We start from the raw sequence: 16,633 nt of genomic DNA on the forward strand, positions 1-16,633 counted from the left end.
GTGTGGGACGCCCTTTGGATTTTCTTGTCTACTGTTGATTAGCAGCTGTAGTACATGCCGAATTCAACAGGGTGGGGTGTGTGCTCGTATTTGTGCACTTCTTCCATCTTGAGTTCGATATAGCCTTCGATCTGGTCCTTGGTGAACACGTCACCGGCCAGCAGATAATCCATGTCGCTTTGCAGTTCTTCCAGCGCTTCACGCAGGGAGCCACATACGGTTGGGATATCGGCCAGTTCTTCGGCAGGCAGATCATACAGGTTCTTATCCATGGCTTCGCCCGGATCGATCTTGTTTTTGATGCCGTCAAGGCCAGCCATCAACAGTGCTGCGAAGCACAGGTAGGGGTTGGCTGCTGGATCGGGGAAACGTGCCTCGACGCGCTTGGCTTTGGGGCTTTCTGTCCATGGGATCCGAACACAACCCGAGCGGTTGCGCGCAGAGTAGGCGCGCAGAACGGGGGCTTCGAAACCGGGGATCAGGCGCTTGTAGCTGTTGGTCGCCGGGTTGGTGAAGGCGTTCAACGACTTGGCGTGGGACAGGATGCCGCCGATGAAATACAGTGCTTCTTGGGACAGGTCGGCGTATTTGTCGCCTGCAAACAACGGCTTGCCGTCTTTCCAGATCGACATGTTCACGTGCATGCCGGAACCGTTGTCGCCATAGATAGGCTTGGGCATAAAGGTTGCCGATTTGCCGTACGCATGTGCCACGTTGTGGATCACATATTTGTACTTTTGCAGTTCGTCCGCTTGGTGCGTCAGGGTACCGAAAATCAGGCCCAGCTCGTGCTGACAAGACGCAACCTCGTGGTGGTGCTTGTCGACCTTCATGCCAAGACGTTTCATCGTCGACAGCATTTCGGCACGCAGATCTTGGGATTCGTCGACGGGGTTAACCGGGAAATACCCACCCTTAAGGCCGGGGCGGTGGCCCATGTTGCCCATCTCGTAGTCGGTATCGGTGTTCCAGGACGCGTCGGATGCGTCAACTTCGTAGGATACCTTGTTGATCGAGTTCGAGTATTTAACGTTGTCGAACAGGAAGAATTCGGCTTCCGGACCCATATAGGCTGTGTCGCCAATACCCGAAGATATCAGGTATGCTTCGGCTTTTTGGGCCGTGCCGCGTGGGTCACGGTCATAGGCTTCGCCGGTGTCGGGTTCAACGATCGAGCAGTGCACGCAAAGTGTTTTTTCGGCATAGAACGGGTCAACATAGGCGGTATCGGTGTCGAGCATCAGTTTCATGTCCGATGCTTCGATGCTTTTCCAGCCCGCGATCGAGGAGCCGTCAAACATGAAGCCCTCTTCGATGAAGTCTTCGTCGACCAGATCAGAAACGATTGTGACGTGCTGCAGCTTGCCGCGTGTGTCCGTAAAGCGAACATCTACGTATTCGATGTCCTCGTCCTTGATTTTTTTCAAGAAGTCCTTGGTGCTCATTGGATGATATCCTCTTTCTTAGAACTTTTGTTGGATTACAGCGCGTCTGAACCGGTCTCGCCGGTGCGGATGCGGATTGTTTGTTCGATGGTGCTGACAAAAATTTTGCCATCCCCGATCTTTTCGGTTTTCGCAGCGTTCACGATGGCTTCGACAGCGGCATCGACCTGGTCATCATCCAGAACAATCTCGATTTTAACCTTGGGCAGGAAATCCACGACGTATTCGGCACCACGGTACAATTCGGTGTGGCCCTTTTGACGACCGAAACCTTTGACTTCGATCACGCTCAGACCCTGAACGCCGACGTCCTGAAGCGCCTCTTTTACTTCATCTAACTTGAACGGTTTGATCACAGCTTCGATTTTTTTCATCTGAGGCCTCCCTGCCGATATGCGCAATTAATGTTTTCATCAGCGTCATTTCACGATGCAAGTCGACGGTCTACCAAGCGGCAGGCGGAGTCCACACAGAGCGATGAAATTTCGAGCGCTCAGCACGAAAAATGTGCTATGCGATTAAATTATAGGCAGAAGTGAAATTGTGGGGGCGGGGGTATCCGCATTTTCGCAAGCGGCGGATGGTTTTAGCCATAGGGAAACAGTTTGGCGCAAGATTTCCCGTCGGTCTGATTCCTCGCATAGCGATGCGAACCGTCACCTATTCGGGCGTGTTAGCGACCCGGTTCTGGGTGTGGCGCGGTGTCGAAAGCTGCCCAAACCGATTGGCACCGGCAGCTATCGATGTGGTCGCCTATGCCGCGTCTAACGCCGCACCTCTGGCGCGACTGGCATCGGCTGTTCCCAGCTCAAGCCCGCCAGCATAGATAATATGCGGGCTGTCGCAGAATATCTGGATCACCACCTGCTGTTGTTCGCCTTGATCAATGATGAATTCGCCATCAACCAGCGCGCGCGCCGGCACCAAAGCACGTTCACAGTTGAACAGCGCCCGCGAGCGCCAATCCCGGATCAGGACCATTTGGTCACCGGCCAAAAGCGTGTCGCTTTCAGGGCGCGTATGGCCCAAGGACCCCGCCGCACAAGAGATTGTGCGCACTTTCCGAGTGGTGCGTTGAATATGGGTGACTTTGGAAATCCCGCAGTCGCGCGTGATGAGTTTGTCACCAATGCTGAGAACTTCCACCGGAATTTCCCCATCAAGAGTGAGCAAACGTGTCCCCGATATCAGGCCTGTATCGACACTGACATAGGGCATATATTGGCCCGCTAGCGAAACTTTTTCGCTGACGCGCACGACCGTATTCGGTTTCATGGGCGTATTTTCCTTATTTACCTGCCTCAGGTGACCGTTAGGTTATGGTAAAAAACAGTTGGTGTCTTGTGTTTTTTGTACTCGCCTATCCCTAACTAGTTTGATAGAGACCGCGCAATGCGGGTGTGGCGGAATTGGTAGACGCACCAGATTTAGGTTCTGGCGCCTATGGCGTGGGGGTTCGAGTCCCTTCACCCGCACCACTCTTCCTTCGCTATGTTCGACAACCACCTGAGCCGTTTGGGTTTTTTCTGTGTTTCTGATGGTTTGTGCGTTGATGTGGCCGTTGGCCCGCGGCATCCACGCAGGGATTGTGTGCGCTGGTGAAATTACGCTTCGCGACGCGGTTCTGGCGATCAAAAGCGCGTTACCCGCTATGGTTGATCAGTCTTTGTGAGCGGAAAATCGCGAACTAAGCAGCAATTTCGCGATGGAGACGGCCTTTAACCCGCTTAAAACAGCAATGATATGGCGGTGTCGCGGCTGTTCGTGCTGTCATGCGCGCGGGCGATGATCCCGGTCAGCAAAAGACGCGTGGATTGCGCAGACCCCAGTCAGAGTACAGATCTGCGATAATCGTCCGGAATTGTTGTTCGGTCGCGCTTAGCGCCGTCCGTGCGCCGCCGATTTCGCCAAAGACCGTCGTTTCGTCGCCGATTTGCACGTCGTCCAGGTGGGTGGCGTCCACGACGATGGTGTTCATAGAAACCTTGCCCAAAACCGGTGCTATCTGGGTGCCAATCGCCACGGCGGCGTCGTCTTGCAATTCCCGCCGGAACCCGTTCGCATATCCGATTGAAACGCAAGCAAGCCGCCGCTCCCTGTCCAATCGGCAGGCCCCGTCATAGCCGACAGTGGCCCCCTTGGGGTAATCTCCAAGGCTTACCACACGCGCCTTCAGCTCCATTGTGGTCTGGAACCCCAGCTCGGGCTTTAATATCCCGTAAAGGATCGCCCCGCAGCGGTACATATCGGTTTCTACGGGTACGTCCGCCACCAAGGTCAACGAGCTTCCGGCATGCACAAGAATGTGCGACCGATCGAGGGTGCTGTGTTCAATGATCCAAGCCACCTGTTGCTGAAACAGCTTTGACGCGCTGCGCAGGCTTTCAGGGGTGTTGTCGGGGAAATGGGTGCAGATGCCTACGATGTCATTGCCGAGCATATCCAAGATGGCAAGACAGGTTGCCCGGCCTTGTGTGGTCGAAATCTCAAGGCCATCGCGCGACATCCCCAGTGCGTTCAGCGCCAGATGGGCACGTACGGGGCGGCCCGCGTTTTTCAGGCCCCATAACTTCTCTGCGACCTCAAGCGAGCCTACTTGTTCCTCGACCTGTGCATCCAGCGCGTCCTCGATCTCGGGCGGGGTGGCGGCACGTACCCGGATCAACGTGCCGGTAAAGCCCGCGGTGCGCACGGCGTAGGCTTCGGTGTTTGAGGTGATGCCAATACAGGTAACACCCTGCGCTTGGATCAGGGGCACGACCTGTTGAATGCCGTGGCCATAGGCATCGGCCTTTAGCACCGCACAGAACCTGCGCCCTTTGGGCACCAACCCAAGGGCAAGCGCGAGGTTGTTGGATATCCTATCGCGGTGAATTTCACACCACGAGCCAGGGCATCGTTCCTGTGTCATGGTTTGGGCGGGCCAAGCAGCCGCGCAACGATGCCGCAGAACTGGTCTGTCACAATCGGCAACAGGGCATCGGGGAAATCATAATCAGGGTTGTGCAGTTGGGGTTGGTTTTCGCCAGACCCGATATAAAGCATCGCAGCTTTTGCCCCGTCGTCACCGATGCGGCCGAAATCTTCGGACCAGCGCATGGGGGTGGCCATGTCGTTGACAGCAAACCCCAAATCCACGGCCACATCACGCGCGATTGCCGTTGCCTCGGGGTCGTTGATCACCGACCGGAATACATCGTGCCACCGAACATCTACCTTCAGCTGGCCTTTTTCATGTTCGACATGCGCCAGCGCTTCGGCGATCAGGCTGTCCATACGGTCGTTCGTCATGGTGCGCAGCGTCACGCGCAGTTCGCCATCCGCAGGGGCAATCCCAAAGCTGGGTTCGCCAAGCTTTGCATGGGTCAGGGTCGATAGGGCAAAATCATCCGCATCAATGGTGCCATGGCCAAGCGCGCCAAGCGAGGTCATCAGCCGTGCCATGGGGCCAGCGGGCGATATACCATCCTCGGGGGCTGCAGCGTGCGAGCTTTTCCCCGTCAGCAGGATTTGCATGCCGCGTGACGCGCAGTTTCCCGGCCCCGGACGCAGGCCAATCTCGCCCAAGGGGCGGCCCGGCACATTGTGATAGGCAAAGGCGTAATCGGGCCGGATTTCGGGCCAGCTTTGGTCTTTGATCACCGCTTTTGCACCCGCGCCGGTTTCCTCGGCCGGTTGAAACAGCAAGATAACCCGCCCCGACGCAGGCCGCGTTTCCAGCGCCATGGCGACGCCAAGCATGCAGACCATATGGCCGTCATGCCCGCACAGATGCCCTTTGCCTTCGACTTGCGATTTATACGGTAGATTGGATTGCTCATGAATGGGCAGCCCGTCCAATTCGCAGCGCAACATAACGGTGGGGCCGGGGGCGTGGCCCTTGAATTCCGCCGCAACGCCGTGGCCGCCCAAATTTGTCCAAATCCGGTCGGGGTTCAGCGCCGTAAGCTCGGTGATGATGCGCTTGGCGGTCTCGGCCTCTTCGCCCGACAGCTCTGGCCTGCGGTGCAGTTCATGGCGAAGCTGCGTCAGATAATCGATTTGGGTCGGGGAAAGCGCTTGCATGATGGTCCCTATCGTTCTTCGGTGCCGCACCAATCGGCAATGAACAGTGCCGTCGCTTTGGTGACGCGGCGCATGCTTTCAATCTCGACCCGTTCGTTAAAGCCGTGGATCGCCTCGGCACGGGGGCCGTAAACAAGCGCGGGGGTGTCTGCATACAGCCCAAAGAACCGCGCATCGGTGGTTGCGGTGATTGCCTCGCGCACCAGTGTCTCGCCGGTGACATCGTGGTGTGCTGTTTCCAGTGACGCGATGGCTGAAAGCGCGTTGGCGGAACTGTCTTGCGACAGGGCATACCCCTCGGCGTGAAAGCCGTGATAGACGATTTCGGGTAAGGAGTTGCTGAGAAACGCGTTTTCACGGGCTGCATCGAGGATAACCTGTTCGATCTCGGCCTTGGCGGCGTCAATCGACTGGCCCGGAAAGATTGCCATGCGCACGTCAAAGACGCTCCACGCCGGGACAGAGCTGGTCCAGTCGCCGCCTTCGATCTTGCCGATATTCAGGTTCAGCGCGTGATCCATATGAGCATAATCATCGGGCCGGTGTTCCGCCGCGTTCCAGCGGTGTTCCATCTCGTGCAGGGCGCGGATCAGGGGAAAGGCGGCTTCGATCGCATTGGCCCCTTGGCCTGCATAGGCGACATGTGTGGGCCGACCTTTCAAATGGACCTGAAACCAGATCACCCCAAGCTGCGCGATGGCCAGATGTTCGGAAAACGGTTCGGGGATCAGTGCGGCATCCGCAGTATAGCCGCGCGCAAGACAGGCCAGCGCGCCATTGCCGGTGCATTCCTCTTCGACCACGGACTGATAATAAACGTCTGCGCCGGGGGCGAGGCCGCAGGCAGCAAGCGCATCAAGGGCGAACAGGTTCGAGGCCAGCCCGGCCTTCATATCACCGCCGCCGCGCCCGTAGAGCCAACCGCCTTCGATACGGGGTTCAAACGGCGGGCTGTCCCACATGTCCAGCGGGCCCGCGGGAACCACGTCGATATGCCCGTTTAATATAAGCGACCGACCTTGCTGAGTTTTTGACCGATGGGTGCCGACAACATTCACCGCGTCCTCATAGGGGCCAAGCACAGGAGAGAACCCCGGCAAGTGCTGAATTTCAGCGATATCAATCTGCCAGCGGTCAAGCTCGTAGCCGCGCTGCGTCAGTTCATCTGCCATAAAATTCTGCGCAGATTGTTCGTTTCCGCGCGTCGATGGGTGGGCGGTAAGGTCAGACAAAAAAGCCAGTTGGCGGTCAAACGCTTCGTCGACGGCGGCACAGATGCGGTTATTCAGATCGTCTTGCATAAAGAATGCCTCAGAATGTGGGGAGGGGGGTATCGGGCAGGATCAGCGGTGCATCCGTGGCTTCGGCGACTTCGGCTGCGGTGATGCCTTGGGCGGTTTCAACCAGCACAAAGCCCTGCGCGCTGACGTCGATCACGGCCATGTCTGTGAATATGCGCGACACGCAGCCGTGGGCGGTCAGCGGTAGGGTGCATTTTTGCTTCAGCTTGGGGTTTCCCGCACGGTCCGTGTGGGTGGTCAGGACGATTACGCGCCGCGCCTTTTGCGCCAGTTCGATGCCGCCACCGACACCGGGGCTGAACTTGCCGGGGATTTTCCAATTGGCCAGATCACCATTGGCGCTGACCTCAAACGCGCCAAGCATCGTCAGATCAAGCCGCCCGGACCGCACGATGGCAAAGCTATCGGCGCTGTGCATAAACGCCGAGCCGGGCAGGGTGGAGACATAGGCCCCGCCCGCATCAATCAGGTTTCTGTCAGCATCTTCTGGTGACAGCGACGGCCCAATGCCCGTCAGACCGTTCTCGGTATGCAGGCACACGGGGAAATCGGCGGGCAGATGGTTCACCACCTGTGTGGGCAGACCGATGCCCAGATTCACCACCGTACCGGGGGTAATCTCGCGCGCGGCGCGGGCAACCATGCGTTCCCTAGCGTTGGACAACGGCGTATTCCTTAGACAATTCACCCAAAGGGGTCACGTGATCAACAAAGACCCCTGCGCTGTGCACATCGTCAGGTGCAATCGCACCAAGGGGCACAATGCTTTCGGCTTCGACGACCACGCAGTCTGCTGCCATGGCCATCAGCGGGTTGAAGTTCCGCGCAGTTGCGGCAAAGGCGAGGTTGCCGAATGTATCGGCCCGGTCCGCGTGGATCAGGGCGACATCCGCGCGCAATGCGGGTTCGACCAGATAGGATACCCCTGCCATTTCAACGACCTGTTTACCCTTGGCAAGTTCAGTGCCGATCCCGATGTCACTCAGGATCGCGCCGATCCCGGCCCCGCCTGCGCGAATACGTTCGGCGAGTATGCCCTGTGCGTTAAATTCAACCTCAATCTGACCTGTGTTCATCAGCGCAATGGCGTGGCTGTTCAGCCCCAGATGGGTTGTGATCAGCCGTGCAACCTGACCGCTTTGTAATAGATGATCGATGCCCATGCCCGGTTCGTTTGCGTCATTCTTGATCACCGTCAGATTACCTGCGCCATGTGCGACCAGGGCGTGGATCAGGGTCATGGGGGTGCCGGGCACACCAAAGCCCCCGATCATGACCGTATCGCCGTCCTTGATCCTGCCAATGGCCGTGTCCATGGCGCATGTCTTGTCCGGGAACCTCATGCGGCGTGCTCTATCGGTAGGCCGGTCTCGGCCGCGAAGGCATCCAGCGCGTCGCGCAGGATAACCATCATTTCGCTAATTTGCGCCTTTGTGATGATCAGTGGCGGGGCCAAAAGGAAATGATCCCCCGCCGTTCCGCCCCGCGTGCGGCGCGAATAGATGATCAAACCGCGCGCATAGGCCAGCTCGACCAGCCGGTCATAGGCGTTAAGCGCGGGATCAAGGGGTTCCATGGTGGTGCGGTCCGACACAAATTCAAAGGCGGTCAGCAGCCCCTTGCCGCGCACATCCCCGATAAAGGGATACCGGTCCATCAACGCGCGCAATTCGCCCATCAGGACCTCGCCCATCTTGGCGGCGTTTTCGATCAAGCCCTGATCTTCCATTTCCTCGAGCACAGCGAGCCCGGCAGAGCAGGCCAATGGATTGCCAGCATAGGTGAACCCGTGTTGGAACCCGCCCGCATCCAGAACCGGTTCCACGATGTGTGCCCCAGCGATGATCGCGCCAAGCGGGGCGTAGCCTGCGCCAAACCCCTTGGACATGGCAACAATGTCTGGGGTGATGCCCCAATGTTCGGCCGCAAGGAATTTACCCGTGCGGCCCGCGCCGGTCATGACCTCGTCATAGATCAGCAGCACGCCGTACTCGTCGCAAATCTCGCGGATGCGCCCGTAATAGCTGTCTGGTGCGACCAAGGCACCGGTCGAGGCACCGCCAACCGGTTCCATCACAAAGGCCAGCACGTTTTCGGGCCCTTCCTCCAATATCCTGTCGCGCAGCAATTCGGCGTATTTCAGGCCGCGCTGTTCGTCGGTCAGGTTGTCGCGATCCAGATAGGTGGCAGGCGCGTCGATTTTGGGCATGCCTTCCATCATGGGGGCAAAGGGCGCGCGCAAGGGGTCATACCCCGTAAGATCAAGCGCCCCAAGGGTGCAGCCGTGATAGGATGGAAACCGCGAAATGACCCTGTGCCGGTTGGGCTGCCCCTGAGTGAGGGCATATTGGCGCGCAAGCTTTACCGCGCTTTCAACGGCCTCGGACCCGCCAGAGACAAAGAACACGCGGTCCAGACCATCAGGGGTCATCGCAACAGTCTTGGCGGCCAGATCCTCTGACGGGTGGGTACGGAAATGCAGCCGGTAGCCAAAGGTCGCCTTGTCCATCTGGGCTTTGATCTTGGCCAGAACGCGGGGGTTGGAGTGGCCAATGTTCGACACCATCGCGCCTGACGATCCGTCGATATAACGTTTGCCGTCTTCATCGAAGAGATAGATTCCCTCGCCATAATCCAGAAAGGGGCGGGGATTGCGTGACTGGTAAAACAGATAAGAGGGCGCGTCGGTCATTTCGTTGCCCCAAGATGTTTACCCAAGAATTCACGCGTGCGCGCTTTGGAGGGGTTTTTGAACAGAACCTCGGGCGGGCCTTCTTCGACGACCACACCTTGATCCATAAACAACACACGATCACAGACAGAGGCGGCAAAATCCATTTCATGGGTGACGATGATCATCGTCATGTCCTCTTCGGCCAGCTTTTTCATGACCTGGTTCACCTCGTCCACCAGTTCGGGGTCCAGCGCCGATGTGGCCTCGTCAAACAGCATCAACTTGGGGTGCATCGCCAGCGCGCGGGCAATGGCAACGCGCTGTTTCTGACCACCTGACAACTGCGAAGGATAATAATCGATCCGCTCAAGCATGCCGACCTTATCAAGCTGCTCTTCGGCCAGCTTATCTGCGGCTTCCTTGGACAATCCCTTGAGCATCTTCGGGGCCATGGAGACGTTATCGCGGGCGGTCATATGCGGGAACAGGTTAAAGTGTTGAAACACCATGCCGATCTGCTGGCGCATCTCGTTGATGTGCTTTTCATATTGCCGGTGTGGCAGCTTTTTGTTGACCTGAACGCCGTCCAGCCAAATCTCACCTTTGGTCAATGGATCAAGATCGTTGATGGCCCGCAAAAGCGTGGATTTCCCCGAACCCGACGGCCCGATGATGGCGACGATCTGCCCGCGTTCTACTGTCAGGCTGATGTCTTTGAGAACCTCAAGGTTGCCATATGATTTTTGCGCGTGACGGATGTCTACGAAGTCTTTTTTATCGGTCATAGTTTTGGCCTTGTGGATCAGCGGGAATGCGAAATGCGGCGTTCGATTTTACGCTGCACCCATTCCATGCAAAGGTTGATGACATAGTAGAATGCCGCGGCAAGAATGTAGAATTCGAAGGGGCGGTAGGTTTTGCCGATCACGCGCTGGGCCGACAGCGTCAGCTCGCTTACCCCGATCACCGACACCAAGGCGCTGTCTTTCAGTAGCGCGATCATATTGTTGCCAATCGGGGGGATCACGGCCCGCACGGCCTGCGGGATCACGACTTTGCGCAACGCCTGACCACGGCTTAGACCGACGGTGCGTGCGGCCTCCATCTGGCCCTTGTCGACGGACAAGATGGCGGTCTGGATCAGTTCGGAATTATAGACGGCAAAGTGCAGCCCCAGCCCGATGACCCCGGCCACAAAGGCGGGCAGATCAATGCCGATTTGCACCAACCCGAAATAGATCAGGAAAAGTTGCAGCAGCAGCGGCGTCCCCATGAAAACCCATGCAACCAGGCGAAACGGTTGCCGGATGATCCATGGCGCATAGAGCGCGATCACCGCAAAGACGATGCCACCAAAGAAACTGATGATCGCGGCGACAACGGTGATGCCGATTGTCCAGGCACACCCCAGCAGGATGATGTCCAGGTGCTTGGGAATAATCGAAAAATCTAGGCCCATCTGGTTTTCCTATTCCTATCAGGTGATCTGTACTTTGCGGTCCAGCCAGGTAACGCCCCGGCCGACGACATAGATGATGATCATGTAAAGAACCCCTGCGAGCAGGAACATTTCAAAGGGCTTGTAGGTCGATCCGATATAGCGCTGCGCCGTGTAGGTCAGTTCAATCACCGAGATCGCGGCCACCAGCGCTGTCGCCTTAATCAGCATGTTCAGATTAACCCCAAGCGGGCGGACCATCAGCCTTGCGGCTTGCGGAAGGATGATTTTATACATGGCCTGCCAGTTGCTTAGGCCCAAGGTGCGGGCGGCCTCGCGTTGGCCCTTGTCGATCGAAATGATCGCGCCGCGGATTGTTTCGGTCATATACGCGCCTGCATTGACGCCCAGCCCGATTACCCCAGCCTCAAACGCGTCAAGCTGGATGCCGATTTGTGGCCCGCCAAAGTACAGGATGAAAAGCTGGATCAGCGCCGGCGTACCGCGAAACACGCTGACGTAAGCCGCGCCCAGAAAACGGATAAAGGCAAAGCGGGACAAACGGGCGGCAACGCCCAGTATCCCGCAAAACAGCCCAAGGATGGCCGTCAGGATCGACAGCAATATCGTCAGTCCTGCCGCCTCAAGAAAGAACGGATAGACTTTGAGCATCAGGTCAATATCCATGTCGCCCCTCCTTTTTAGTCTTTTTGGTGTCTAGGCTATTGGGTGGTTATGCATTGCACCGCTTGACCAATCAGGGGCAGTTCTGCCCGCGTCGGTCCGCAACACAAATGTGCCTCTCGCCGCCAGAAACGGGCGAGAGGCGACAGGCTTAGCGGATGTCTGCGCCAATCCATTTTTCAGCCAGTGCAACATAGGTGCCGTCTTCCATCATGGAATCCAACGCCTTTTGCATTTCGGCGGCAAGCTCGGGGCTGCCTTCGCGGATCGCGATGCCGGCACCGAAAGGTTTCGTATCCGGATCGTCGAACATTGCGAATTCTTGCTCTTTCGCTGTCATCGCAAGGATGGCCGCGATTGAATCGTTCACAATTGCATCGACACGGCCATTTTCCAGCTCAAGCAGCAGCTCGGGCAGGCCTTTGTATGTGTTGATGTCATAGCCTTTTTCACGGGCCCAATCTTCGTGGGTTTCCCCCAAGGTCAGACCAACTTTCTTGCCCTCAAGATCGGCAAGGCTTTTGATATCGGAACCGGGCTGCGTAAAAATTGCGCGTTTGTCCGAATAGTAAGGGCCAACAAAATCGACAACCTCGTCGCGCTCGGCGGTGATGGTCATGGAACCGACGATTGCATCGTATTTATTCGCCAGCAATCCGCCGATGATTCCATCCCAAGCGGTGGTGACGATTTCAGCTTCAAGGCCCATACGCTTGGCGATCTCGGTACCGACTGCGGGGTCAAAACCGACGACCTCGTTCTGATCGTTCACAAAGTTAAAGGGAGGATAGGCACCGGACATTGCGATGCGGATAACACCTTTTTCCTTTAAGGTATTCAGTTCTTCGGCCACGGCTGCGTTCAGGCCCGCGACGGCAAAGCCTGCTGCGACTACGGCAGTTTTCAGGATCGTACGACGAGAAGTCATGTTGGTCTCCATGCTGGTTTTAGGTGAATAATTCACCTGTGATACGGTGGCGGTTTGCCCGCTCTGCAAAAAGACTTGCACAGGCGAAATGTATCATGCAAATAAATAATACGCATCATGAATATAGATTTGAACTATGATACTTCCTCATCAAAACAGGTTTCCGTGGAACCTTGATTGGAACCTGCTTCGCACCTTTATGGTGGTTGCGGAGCAGCGCGGTATATCAAAAGCAGCGGCCTATTTGGGGCTGAAACAACCGACGGTGTCAGCGGCGCTAAAGCGGCTGGAACAGGCGTTTGGCAAAACGCTGGTCATCCGCAAACCGAACGAATTCTCGATCACCCGCGCGGGGCAGGTTCTATATGCCGAATGCGCGAGCATTTTTGGCACCGTGTCGCAGCTGCCTGCCATCATGGAGGAAGGAAATGCCGACCTTCGCGGGCATATATCAATCGCGATTACCAGTTCGGTGATCTCGGAGCATTTTGATGAGTTCCTGAACCGGTTTTCCAACGCACATCCGAACGTGACCTATTCCTTTTCAGTCTATGAGAGCGATGAGGTCGAGAAAATGGTGACCTTGAACCGGTCTAGTTTCGGGATCTGTCTGTTGCCGCGAATTCCCAAAAAACTGGACACCATGGTGCTTTATAACGAGTATTTCGGGCTTTTTTGCGGGGCACGGCACCGCTTGTTCGGGGTAAAAGATATCTCGCCGCTGGATTTGGAAGGCGAACCTTTTGTAGCCTTTCAAACAGAAGCCGAAGGGGGCCCGCTTGAGGCCGTATCGATGCTGCGGGCGCGGCTGAATTTGGCGCGGAACTGGCGCGGTGTGTCGTCCAGTCTGAACGAAATCCGGCGCATGATCATGGCGAATGTGGGGATCGGGGCATTGCCGCTTCACGTGGCCAGACAGGACGTTGCGGCTGGGCATATCCGCCAGCTTCCGCCCTATGAGAACCTGCCGCTGGTCAGCATCTATCTGCTGAGCAATCCGGCGCGCAGACACTCCGAAGTGGAAACAACATTCCTAGCAAAGATCGAAGCGGAACTGTCCGCCATCGGCGTATCAGACCGGACCTATGGGAATGAAAAATCCCGATTGTCCTAGTGGTTATGTATGGCATGGCTATGAATGCGGGGCGGCTTTAATCCTGCATTTGGCCACGTGATTTCAGCCAAAGCCGTGGATTGGCGCCAACGACCCTCAAGAACTCGCGGTTGAAATTCGACTTGGTGTTAAATCCGCTGGCGAACATCGCTTCGGTCACGGATGTGCCATCTTGCATCATTGCACAGGCATGCTGCACGCGATGCGCATTGATATACCGCGAGACATTTTCGCCTTTGTATTTGTTGATCGCACTTGAAAGCTGCTTTTCCGGTATCAGCAATTTTCTGGCCAAGCGGGACAGCGACAGATCAGGATCAAGATAGGGTTTGTGCATCGCGATATAGGTTTCGAGCTTTTCGATAATCGCAGTGTCGCGGTCCTTGTCTTGGTCGGTGTCGGGGCTGCGCTCAGATCGGGGGTCGTTTTGGCTTTCTATCGCGTGCGACAGGCCAAGCGCGCCCAGAACCAGCAGTGTGATCGACGACAACAGGCTGGGCAGCCACAGCAACATATCCGAATGGCCCGATGCAAGACGGAGCGCGATAAAAATATCGGTCGCCGCAGATCCGATCAAGGCAAGCGCCAGAATTCGCCAGACCAAAACGATAAGATAGCCGTTTTCCAGCCGACTGTGGGGCAGGCTGTCTTCGCCTTGGCGCAGAATAATCAAGATGGCGAAGCCGTATCCCGCAAAAAGCGAGGGGATCACCACGTCCAGCCAGTTGGGGTTGATGATCAGGCATGCCACGGCAAGGGCAGGCCCGATCATCAGATGCACATACGGTTTTTGATTGCGCAGATGGCCAGCCGATGCCTGTCGAAAGGCCAGCCAGGCGATGGCGGGGATGATGCTTGCCACAAGCCCCTGAACGATCCGCAGGCTTGATATCCCGTAATATTGCACCAGCGCGATGATAGCGCTTTGTAGCGCGCAAACGGCGATCAGGGCCAATAGCGTTACATGTGTTTTGCCGGTCAGAAAGCGATGCAGAACAAGGCCCAGCAGCACCAGAGAGATGATCATCGGAACGGGTAAAACTGGCATCAGGGAACGTTCACTTTTCTAAATCTCAAAGGTCCTAAATCCCGATCTGCACGACCTGAAACCGGATATGGGTCGTCACAAACCATGCGAGCTGCTGAATGGGGGTGTCAACATTCAAACCATATTTTCGAAAGGTTATCAGATGAAACATACACTTCTTGCCGCAGCTTTGGTTTTGCCAATCGGGTTCGAGGCCCTCGCACAGGACGTGGGGCTGGTTGAACGGACCATTTCGGTACCACATCACAGTCAAGACATGGAAATGTCAGTCATGTTTCCGGCCACAGGGCAGGATGCAATCATGTTCGCCGATAACGCGGTGTTCTACGGTACGCCTGTTGTTAAAGACGCGATGCCTTTGGCGGGGCAGCATCCTGTTGTTCTGATGTCTCACGGCTGGGGTGGTAACTATGAGCGGATGGCGTGGCTCAGCGCCGCTTTGGCCGAGAGGGGGGCGATTGTTGTTGCGGTCAATCATCCGAACAGCACGACCTTTGATCTGGATCTGGACGAGGCGTTCAACCACTGGACCCGCGCCGAGGATTTGTCAGCCGCGCTGGACAGCGTTTTAGAGGACCCTACCTTTGCCCCCTTGATTGACGCGACGCGGATATACGCCGCGGGCTTTTCCTATGGGGGCTGGACCGCGCTTTCGCTCGGCGGTGTGCGGGTCAACCGTGACGGCCTGTTTTCCTATTGCGAGGCAGCCGGACCGCAGTCGCAGTTCTGTGCCGAACTGACCAAGTCCGCCCATGATCCGGCATCCATCGACGAGGATAAATACAACGCATCCTACAAGGACGCGCGGGTGAGCCGGGTCGCAGCGATTGACCCCGGTCTAACGTGGGAGCTGACAGCCGAGGATGTGGAAGATCTTGACGCGCCGTTGTTGTTGATCGGGTTGGGCGAGGGCGATGATCGCCTTGCTGCGACAGACACCAGCGCGCAGGGCAGCAATTTTGAGGCGCTCGTGCCGCAAGCCTCGGTTCAGGACATCGCGCCCGCCATGCACTTTACTGCGCTTGGGGTTTGCAAACCCGCTGGCAAAGACATTTTGCTTGAGGAGAAAGACGACCCCGTCTGCACTGACCCCGAGGGGACCGACCGGGCCCAAGTGCTGGCCAAGATCATCGACAGCGTGGCAGACCACTTTGACCTAAACTAAATGCTTATCGGGCACGGCGATCTCTTATGTGTCGTCGTGCCTATGCGGCATTTCGCAGGTTGAAAATCGCAGGGTAAAATCGCGAGGTCAGACGACCATGCCCGCCGCGCAAAACTTGATAAGATGGTCGATCTGCGCGTCCTCGGTCGAACTGCCAGCACCCAATGCGCCAATACGCTCGCGAGAGGTAAGCAGGGCAATCATGGCCGCGACGGAAAATGCAAACCCTTCTGCAACATGTTGTCTTGATGCGAGGGGAAGCAGCTTTTGAAGTTCTGCCAAGAATATGCCGGCCGTCTGATCAAAACATTCCGCCGAAATATCACGCCAGCGGTCATCGGCAGACACAAAGGCGACCAACCGCGCGTAGTCGCGCCATGCGGGGTCTTCGGCCAATAGGTCAAAGAAGGGGCGCATGAAGGCACCGATGACGGCCTCAAGCGGCGGCGTTCCGGCGGTTTTTGCCTGTTCAAGCGCTGCAAGCCTTGCCCGAGACAACGCATCAGCGCGGCGTGCAACGGTTTGATGAAACAAAGCGTTCTTGCCGCCACCATGATGGTGGATCGTGCCCACAGGCTCGTCTGCCTCAGCTGCGATGTCGCGTATCGTTGCGCCGTCATATCCGCTGATGGCGAAAATCTTCTCAGCCGCATCAAAAACACGGGCTTTCGTCTCGAGCGCCCGCTTTGAGGGGGCTCTTTTCCGCTTGGTGCCAAGGGGTTGCGCGTTTGTCATGAAAAGACCTTGCCTTAAATTGAACATTTGTTCAAG

General features: G+C 56.8%; 17 protein-coding genes and 1 tRNA gene. 3 read left to right on the top strand and 15 right to left on the bottom strand.

Annotated elements, in window-relative coordinates; translation table 11 throughout:
• Positions 1-38 precede the first annotated feature (38 nt).
• From glnA to KZZ06_RS18595, 3 genes are all read right to left on the bottom strand, one after another.
• The gene (glnA, locus tag KZZ06_RS18585; protein WP_219581509.1) at positions 39-1,445 is read right to left on the bottom strand and encodes a type I glutamate--ammonia ligase; all 1,407 of its coding nucleotides are present in this window, start codon (positions 1,443-1,445) and stop codon (positions 39-41) included.
• A gap of 35 nt (positions 1,446-1,480) precedes the next feature.
• Positions 1,481-1,819 (bottom strand): P-II family nitrogen regulator, encoded by a 339-nt coding sequence (locus KZZ06_RS18590; protein ID WP_219581510.1) that lies wholly within the window; start codon positions 1,817-1,819, stop codon positions 1,481-1,483.
• A gap of 379 nt (positions 1,820-2,198) precedes the next feature.
• On the bottom strand, positions 2,199-2,720 hold the full coding sequence (locus KZZ06_RS18595) for a Hint domain-containing protein (RefSeq protein ID WP_219581511.1): 522 nt from the start codon (positions 2,718-2,720) through the stop codon (positions 2,199-2,201).
• A 119-nt stretch (positions 2,721-2,839) separates the two neighbouring features.
• Between KZZ06_RS18595 and KZZ06_RS18600 the strand changes: the two genes are divergently transcribed.
• Positions 2,840-2,923, top strand: a tRNA-Leu gene (locus KZZ06_RS18600).
• Between the two features lie 317 nt (positions 2,924-3,240).
• Here KZZ06_RS18600 and KZZ06_RS18605 read toward each other — a convergent pair.
• From KZZ06_RS18605 to KZZ06_RS18650, 10 genes are all read right to left on the bottom strand, one after another.
• Positions 3,241-4,356 carry an alanine racemase gene (locus KZZ06_RS18605; RefSeq protein ID WP_219581512.1) on the bottom strand — a complete coding sequence of 372 codons (1,116 nt, stop codon included), beginning with the start codon at positions 4,354-4,356 and terminating at the stop codon, positions 3,241-3,243.
• The gene (locus KZZ06_RS18610) at positions 4,353-5,510 is read right to left on the bottom strand and encodes an amidohydrolase (RefSeq protein ID WP_219581513.1); all 1,158 of its coding nucleotides are present in this window, start codon (positions 5,508-5,510) and stop codon (positions 4,353-4,355) included. The genes KZZ06_RS18605 and KZZ06_RS18610 overlap by 4 nt, the downstream gene beginning before the upstream one ends.
• Positions 5,511-5,518: 8 nt before the next feature.
• Positions 5,519-6,811 (bottom strand): ArgE/DapE family deacylase, encoded by a 1,293-nt coding sequence (locus KZZ06_RS18615; protein ID WP_219581514.1) that lies wholly within the window; start codon positions 6,809-6,811, stop codon positions 5,519-5,521.
• 10 nt (positions 6,812-6,821) lie between these two features.
• Entirely contained in the window at positions 6,822-7,475 is a 654-nt protein-coding gene (locus KZZ06_RS18620; protein WP_257884472.1) for a CoA-transferase subunit beta, read from the bottom strand.
• Entirely contained in the window at positions 7,462-8,127 is a 666-nt protein-coding gene (locus tag KZZ06_RS18625; protein WP_257884473.1) for a CoA transferase subunit A, read from the bottom strand. The genes KZZ06_RS18620 and KZZ06_RS18625 overlap by 14 nt, the downstream gene beginning before the upstream one ends.
• A gap of 23 nt (positions 8,128-8,150) precedes the next feature.
• Complete coding sequence (locus KZZ06_RS18630; RefSeq protein WP_219581516.1) at positions 8,151-9,503, bottom strand: aspartate aminotransferase family protein; 1,353 nt, start codon at positions 9,501-9,503, stop codon at positions 8,151-8,153.
• Positions 9,500-10,270 (bottom strand): amino acid ABC transporter ATP-binding protein, encoded by a 771-nt coding sequence (locus tag KZZ06_RS18635; protein WP_219581517.1) that lies wholly within the window; start codon positions 10,268-10,270, stop codon positions 9,500-9,502. The genes KZZ06_RS18630 and KZZ06_RS18635 overlap by 4 nt, the downstream gene beginning before the upstream one ends.
• A 17-nt stretch (positions 10,271-10,287) precedes the next feature.
• Positions 10,288-10,944 (bottom strand): amino acid ABC transporter permease, encoded by a 657-nt coding sequence (locus KZZ06_RS18640; RefSeq protein WP_219581518.1) that lies wholly within the window; start codon positions 10,942-10,944, stop codon positions 10,288-10,290.
• Between the two features lie 18 nt (positions 10,945-10,962).
• Positions 10,963-11,610 carry an amino acid ABC transporter permease gene (locus tag KZZ06_RS18645; protein WP_219581519.1) on the bottom strand — a complete coding sequence of 216 codons (648 nt, stop codon included), beginning with the start codon at positions 11,608-11,610 and terminating at the stop codon, positions 10,963-10,965.
• Between the two features lie 148 nt (positions 11,611-11,758).
• Positions 11,759-12,535: a transporter substrate-binding domain-containing protein gene (locus KZZ06_RS18650; protein WP_219581520.1), complete on the bottom strand. Its 777-nt coding sequence runs from the start codon at positions 12,533-12,535 to the stop codon at positions 11,759-11,761.
• 136 nt (positions 12,536-12,671) lie between these two features.
• Between KZZ06_RS18650 and KZZ06_RS18655 the strand changes: the two genes are divergently transcribed.
• Positions 12,672-13,649: a LysR family transcriptional regulator gene (locus tag KZZ06_RS18655; RefSeq protein ID WP_219581521.1), complete on the top strand. Its 978-nt coding sequence runs from the start codon at positions 12,672-12,674 to the stop codon at positions 13,647-13,649.
• A 37-nt stretch (positions 13,650-13,686) separates the two neighbouring features.
• On the opposite strand, the gene KZZ06_RS18660 is transcribed toward KZZ06_RS18655, so the two are convergent.
• Positions 13,687-14,697 (bottom strand): AraC family transcriptional regulator, encoded by a 1,011-nt coding sequence (locus KZZ06_RS18660; RefSeq protein WP_219581522.1) that lies wholly within the window; start codon positions 14,695-14,697, stop codon positions 13,687-13,689.
• A gap of 142 nt (positions 14,698-14,839) precedes the next feature.
• Between KZZ06_RS18660 and KZZ06_RS18665 the strand changes: the two genes are divergently transcribed.
• Positions 14,840-15,862, top strand: a complete 1,023-nt coding sequence (locus KZZ06_RS18665) for a hypothetical protein (protein ID WP_219581523.1) — start codon at positions 14,840-14,842, stop codon at positions 15,860-15,862.
• Between the two features lie 87 nt (positions 15,863-15,949).
• Here KZZ06_RS18665 and KZZ06_RS18670 read toward each other — a convergent pair whose 3' ends face one another.
• Positions 15,950-16,597 carry a TetR/AcrR family transcriptional regulator gene (locus tag KZZ06_RS18670; RefSeq protein WP_219581524.1) on the bottom strand — a complete coding sequence of 216 codons (648 nt, stop codon included), beginning with the start codon at positions 16,595-16,597 and terminating at the stop codon, positions 15,950-15,952.
• Between the last annotated feature and the right edge of the window lie 36 nt (positions 16,598-16,633).

This window comes from Sulfitobacter sp. CW3 (assembly GCF_019392245.1).
Lineage (GTDB): Bacteria > Pseudomonadota > Alphaproteobacteria > Rhodobacterales > Rhodobacteraceae > Sulfitobacter.